Annotated in this window: 5 protein-coding genes; 4 read left to right on the top strand and 1 reads right to left on the bottom strand. The window is 70.1% G+C overall.

The window, feature by feature from the left end; genetic code table 11:
• Positions 1–196 precede the first annotated feature (196 nt).
• The 3 genes from ACQHII_RS40250 (at position 197) to ACQHII_RS40240 (ending at position 3,325) form a co-directional block, all read left to right on the top strand.
• Positions 197–1,222 (top strand): FecCD family ABC transporter permease, encoded by a 1,026-nt coding sequence (locus tag ACQHII_RS40250; protein ID WP_427923868.1) that lies wholly within the window; start codon positions 197–199, stop codon positions 1,220–1,222.
• Positions 1,219–2,286 carry a FecCD family ABC transporter permease gene (locus tag ACQHII_RS40245; RefSeq protein ID WP_427923867.1) on the top strand — a complete coding sequence of 356 codons (1,068 nt, stop codon included), beginning with the start codon at positions 1,219–1,221 and terminating at the stop codon, positions 2,284–2,286. Before ACQHII_RS40250 ends, ACQHII_RS40245 begins: the two co-directional genes overlap by 4 nt.
• A gap of 220 nt (positions 2,287–2,506) precedes the next feature.
• Entirely contained in the window at positions 2,507–3,325 is an 819-nt protein-coding gene (locus tag ACQHII_RS40240; RefSeq protein ID WP_427923866.1) for an ABC transporter ATP-binding protein, read from the top strand.
• A 111-nt stretch (positions 3,326–3,436) separates the two neighbouring features.
• Here ACQHII_RS40240 and ACQHII_RS40235 read toward each other — a convergent pair whose 3' ends face one another.
• Positions 3,437–4,390 carry a methionyl-tRNA formyltransferase gene (locus ACQHII_RS40235; protein ID WP_427923865.1) on the bottom strand — a complete coding sequence of 318 codons (954 nt, stop codon included), beginning with the start codon at positions 4,388–4,390 and terminating at the stop codon, positions 3,437–3,439.
• Between the two features lie 98 nt (positions 4,391–4,488).
• On the opposite strand from ACQHII_RS40235, the gene ACQHII_RS40230 reads away from it, so the two are divergent.
• The gene (locus ACQHII_RS40230; protein WP_427925515.1) at positions 4,489–5,799 is read left to right on the top strand and encodes a lysine N(6)-hydroxylase/L-ornithine N(5)-oxygenase family protein; all 1,311 of its coding nucleotides are present in this window, start codon (positions 4,489–4,491) and stop codon (positions 5,797–5,799) included.
• Positions 5,800–5,827: the final 28 nt, after the last annotated feature.

Here is a 5,827-nt window from a genome sequence, read left to right as displayed (position 1 = left end):
AGCTGCCCGTGCCTCCCAATGCGTGCGGAACGGCTCAGCGGAGCCGCGACCGCTCGAATAGTAAGGTAAGCATTGCCTTACTTGATAGACCTTCCCGGGAACCACGGGTCCACGTCACAGCTACTGAGGTTATGCTCACCTAATCTGCTGACGGGCTGTCCGGTGACACCCGGGACGACGACATGGAGACCGGCACGTGGCTTCAGGCAGAAGGCTTCGCACCACGGTGCTGGTGACCCTCGTCGTCGCCCTCCTCGTTCTGCTGTCCCTGCTGTCCGTCGCACTGGGCGCGCTCAGCGTTCCGCTCGACCAGGTCGTGCGCTCGGTTCTGGGCCATCCGCCCAGCCGGCTGATCGACAACGTCATCTGGTCGGTACGCGTGCCGCGCACCCTGCTCGGTCTGACGACGGGCGCCGCGCTCGGCCTGTCCGGCGCGCTGATGCAGGCCCTGACCCGCAATCCGCTCGCGGACCCGGGGATCCTCGGGGTGAGCGCGGGCGCGTCCTTCGCGATCGTCCTGGCGGTCGGGGTGCTCGGGGCCACCTCGCTGTACGGCTATGTGTGGTTCGCGTTCGGCGGGGCGCTGGTCGCGAGTGTCGTGGTCTTCTTCCTGGGGCGACTGGGCCGGTCCGGGGCGACGCCGGTCAAACTGGCGCTCGCCGGAGTCGCCGTCACCTCGCTGCTCCAGTCGTTCACCAGCGCCATCGTGCTCACCGACCAGGACGCGCTGGACCGCTACCGCTTCTGGTCGGCCGGCACCCTGGCCGACCAGGATTCCGGCGATCTGGTACGCGTCCTGCCCTTCCTCGCCGTCGGCGCCGTACTGGCGCTGTCCTGCGCGCCCGCCCTCAACAGCATGGCCCTGGGCGACGACGTGGCCGCCTCCCTGGGGCGGCGGCTGGGTCTGGTACGGCTCCAAGGGGTCACCGCGGTCGTGCTGTTGACCGGCGCGTCCGTCGCCGTCATCGGTCCCGTGGTCTTCCTCGGTCTGGTCGTCCCGCACATCGCCCGGGTCCTGGCCCAGTGGGTCGGCATCGGCCCCGACTACCGGTGGCTGCTGCCGCTGTCGGCCGCGCTCGCGCCCGTGCTGCTGCTGTCCGCCGACATCCTGGGCCGGATGGTGGACCGCCCGACCGAGATCCAGGCCGGTGTCCTCGTCGCCTTCCTCGGCGGCCCGTTCTTCATCGTCCTGGTCCGCCGCCGGAAGCTCGCGGAGGTATGAGCGTGTCCGCACCACCAGCCGTCCTGAGCAACAGGCCGTTCCGGCTCACGTTCCCCCCGGTGTCCGGCGTACTGCGTCCGCGCCTGCTCCTTACGGGAGTCGGGGTCGCGTTCGGCGCGTTCCTGCTGTTCTGCTGGGGTCTGACGATCGGCGACTACCCGGTCGCGTTCACCGACGTCGTCCGGGCGCTGTGGGGTTCGGGCGACGCGGGCACGGTCATCGTCGTACAGGATCTGCGGCTGCCGCGCGCGCTGGTCGGGCTGCTGGTCGGGGTCGCGTTCGGGGTCTCCGGGGCCGTGTTCCAGACGATGACCCGCAATCCGCTGGCCAGCCCCGACATGATCGGGCTCACCGAGGGCGCCGGAACCGCCGTCGTGGCGGCGGTGGTTCTGGGCTGGACCTGTGGACTCGGGCTGTCGACACTGGGGTTGCTCGGGGCGCTGGTGACCGCGCTGCTCGTGTACGCGCTGGCATGGAAGGGCGGGGCCACCGGGTACCGCATCATCCTCGTCGGCATCGGGGTGTCCTGGATCTGCTCCAGCGCTACCAACTTCCTTGTGGCGCGCGGCAATCGGTTCGAGGCGGAGGCCGCCCTCGGCTGGCTGGTCGGCAACCTCAACGGCCGGACCTGGGGGCAGGTGGACTCCCTGGCCGTCGCCCTGGCCGTGCTGCTGCCGGTCACGCTGGGCATGGGGCGCTGGATGCGCACGCTGATGCTCGGCGACGACGTGGCCGCCGGGCTCGGCACCCCCGTCCAAGTCGTGCGGCTGGCACTGCTGTTGGCCGGGGTGGGCCTGGTCGCGTTCGGGACGGCGGCGGCCGGTCCGGTGGCGTTCGTCGCGCTGGCCTGTCCGCAGATCGCCCAGCGGCTGGCGGGCACGTCGTCACCGCCCCCGCTGGTCTCCGGTCTCACCGGCGCGTTCGTCGTCCTCGGCTCGGACCTCCTCGCCCGCGAGGCGATCCCCGGGACGGAACTGCCGGTCGGTATCGTCACCGGCGCCCTGGGCGCGCCGGTCCTGCTGTGGCTGCTCATCCGCGTCAACCGCGCGGGCTCTGGAGGCTGATCGCATGTCGACCACTGACCCGCGCGCCCCGCGGACGTCCGGAACACCCGCCACGGGGACCGAGACGCTGCGGACGCCCGATTCACCCGCCACAGGGACCGAGGCCCTGCGGGCACCCTCATCACCCACCTCCGGAACCGAAGCCCTGCGAACGCCCGCATCACCCGGCTCCGGAACCGAAGTCCCGCGGAGCCCCGAATCACCTGCCTCCGGGCCCGAGTTGCGGGCACGTGATCTTCATCTCGCCTACGACGGGCGGGCGGTGGTCGAGAATCTGGACCTCACCGTGCCGACCGGCCGGATCACGGCCATCGTCGGGGCCAACGCCTGTGGGAAATCGACCCTGTTGCGGGCGCTCGCCCGGCTGCTGGCCCCGCGCCAGGGCGTGGTGGAGCTGGACGGCGTCGCGCTGCGTTCCGTGCCGACGCGCGAACTCGCCCGGAAACTCGGCATTTTGCCGCAGACGCCGGTGGCACCGGAGGGGTTGACCGTCCTCGATCTGGTGGGCCGGGGCCGGTCCCCGCACCAGACCTGGTGGCGGCAGTGGTCGGCCGCGGACGAGGAGGCCGTGCACGCGGCCCTCGAGGCGACCAATCTGACGGAGCTCGCCGACCGTGCGGTGGACGAACTCTCCGGCGGCCAGCGGCAACGCGCCTGGATAGCCATGGCAGTTGCCCAGGGCACCCCGGTCCTGCTGCTCGACGAGCCGACCACCTATCTCGACCTCGCCCACCAGATCGACGTACTCGACCTGATCACGGACCTCAACCGGCGCGAGGGCCGCACGGTCGTGATGGTCCTGCACGACCTCAACCAGGCCTGCCGGTACGCCGATCACGTCATCGCCATGAAGGGCGGCCGTATCGTCGCCGAGGGCGCTCCGGCCGACGTCGTCACCGAGGCCACCGTCGAGGACGTCTTCGACCTGCGCTGCCGGATCACCCCCGACCCGGTCAGCGGCACCCCGATGGTGATCCCGCTGGGGCGGCACCACCACGACGGCAGCTCCCGGACCGAGGACGCCGTTTCGACCCGGTGAGGGTCCGGCACCCACTTCAAAAAAGTGTGTCACTTCCCGCGAGAAGTGACACACTTTTTTGAACCCCCACCCCGCCCGGCCCGACACGCCGACCGGCGGAGGCTCGTCGGCTCAGGGCCGGGACGTCAAGTACCCGCCCATCGTGCGGAAGTAGTCGCCGGCCGCGTACTCGGCGCCGTCGTCCGTGCGCAGCCGGCGCACCAACAGCCCACGGCCCTGCCCGGTATGGGCCTCCGGGCCCGCCACTATGACCACTCCGTCGCCCTCGCGGATGAAGATCCGGCCCGGGGTGCCGCCGTAGCGCCCCTCCGAGACGGCCGCCGAGACGATCCTGAGCCGCTGGCCGCGATGGAAGGCGTAGGCGTTCGGGTACGGGTCCGACTGGGCGCGTACGAGGCGCTCCAGGCGCTCCGCGGGCCAGCTCCAGTCGATACGGCTGTCCTCCGCCGACCGCTTGTGGAAGAAGCTGGCGCGGGCGCGGTCCTGCGGCACCCACTGGCCGGCGTCGCGGCCGGAGGCGATCAGGTCGAGCGACTCGCGCACGATGGGCGAGATGAGGTCGACGGTGCGGTGGAACAGGTCGGTCGCGGTGTCGGTGGGGCCGACCGGGACCGAGCGCTGGATCAGGATGTCCCCCGCGTCGAGTTCGCCGTTCATGCGGTGCGCGGTGACGCCGACGCGCGGCTCGTCGTTCAGGAGCGCCCAGATGATCGGGGAGAACCCGGCGTACGACGGCAGCAGCGAGTCGTGGACGTTGAGGGTGCCGTGCGGCGGGAGGTCGAACAGCTCGGGCGGCAGCCAGGTCCGCCAGTTGTTGGCGACGATGATGTCCGGCCGTGCTTCCCGTACGGCGTCGAGGAGTTCGGTGTCGTCGGGGCGGTTGCGCAGCAGGACGGGGACGTCGTTCTTCTCGGCGAGTTCGGCGACGTTGTCGTCCCAGATCTTCTCGTAGGCATGCTCACTTTTCGGGTGCGTGACCACGAGGACGACCTCGTGGTCGGAGTCCAGCAGCGCCTGAAGCGTGCGGTGACCCCAGGTCTGATAGCCGAGCATGACGACCCGCATGACGGTCCTTCCCTTCAACGACTCATTGCAAGGTAAGCCTTACCTTATCTAGCATTGGGCTGCCTGAGGGAGGCGATGCCACGGTGAAGTCACCGCTACTGGATTCCGAAGTGGTCCACGACATACTCGGAATCGGATTCGGTCCGTCAAATCTCGCTCTGTCCATAGCGGTTGAGGAGCACAACAGGAGCCTTCCGGCAGACAGCCGTCTCAATGCCCTGTTCCTGGAACGGCAGCCGCGGTTCGGCTGGCACCGGGGCATGCTCATCGACGACGCCACGATGCAGGTGTCGTTCCTCAAGGACCTGGTCACGCTGCGGAATCCGACCAGCGACTACAGCTTCCTCTGCTTCCTGCGCGAGCAGGGCAGACTGATCGACTTCCTGAACCAGAAGACCCTCTTCCCGCTGCGCGTGGAGTTCCACGAGTACTTCGAGTGGGCGGCCGAGCGGGTCTCCCACCTGGTCTCCTACGGCAGCGAGGTCGTCTCCGTCGACCCGGTGCGCGGCGACGACGGCGAGGTGGCCTTCTTCGACGTCACCAGCCGGGACCCCGCCGGGAACGGCGCGACGGTGACCCGCCGGGCCCGCAACATCAGCGTGGCCATGGGTCTCGAACCGCATGTGCCGCCGGGTCTCGAACTGGGCGAACGGCTCTGGCACAACAGCGAGTTGATCCCCCGCGCGACCGAACTGGCCGAAGCGGGACGGCCGGTGCGGCGGGCCGTGGTGCTCGGCGCGGGCCAGAGCGCCGCCGAGGCGGTGGACTATCTGCACCGCACCTTCCCGGACGCCGAGGTGTGCTCGGTGTTCGCCAAGTACGGCTACACCCCGGCCGACGACAGCCCGTTCGCGAACCGCATCTTCGACCCGGAGGCGGTGGACGTCTACTTCTCGGCGCCCTCCGAGGTCAAGCAGTCGCTGCTCGACTACCACCGGTCCACCAACTACTCCGTGGTCGACATGGACTTGATCGAGGCCCTGTACGCCACCGCGTACCGGGAGAAGGTGGCGGGACGCGAGCGGCTGCGCTTCCTGAACGTCTCGCGGGTCCGCGCCGTGGACGCCGGGGCGGACGGCGGTCTCGACGTCGCCGTGGAGTTCCTGCCCACCGGCGAGAAGCAGGTGCTGTCCGCCGACGTACTGGTGCTCGCCACCGGTTACCGGTCCCGCGGCCTGGGTTCACTGCTCGGCGAGGCGGCCAAGCTCTGCCTCAGGGACGACGGCGACGAGATCCGCGTGGACCGGGACCACCGGGTCGAGACCGTCCCGGAGGTGACCGCCGGCCTCTACCTCCAGGGCGGCACCGAGCACACCCACGGGCTGACCAGCACCCTGCTGTCGACGGTCGCGGTCCGGGCGGAGGAGATCCACCGCTCGGTACGGGCGACGAAGGCAGTAGCCGTCTGACACCCCACGACTCCCCGGGCCCGGAGGG

It is taken from the genome of Streptomyces sp. cg40, assembly GCF_050320165.1.
GTDB classification, from domain to species: domain Bacteria; phylum Actinomycetota; class Actinomycetes; order Streptomycetales; family Streptomycetaceae; genus Streptomyces; species Streptomyces hokutonensis.
This window is presented reverse-complemented; position numbering and strand designations above follow the sequence as displayed.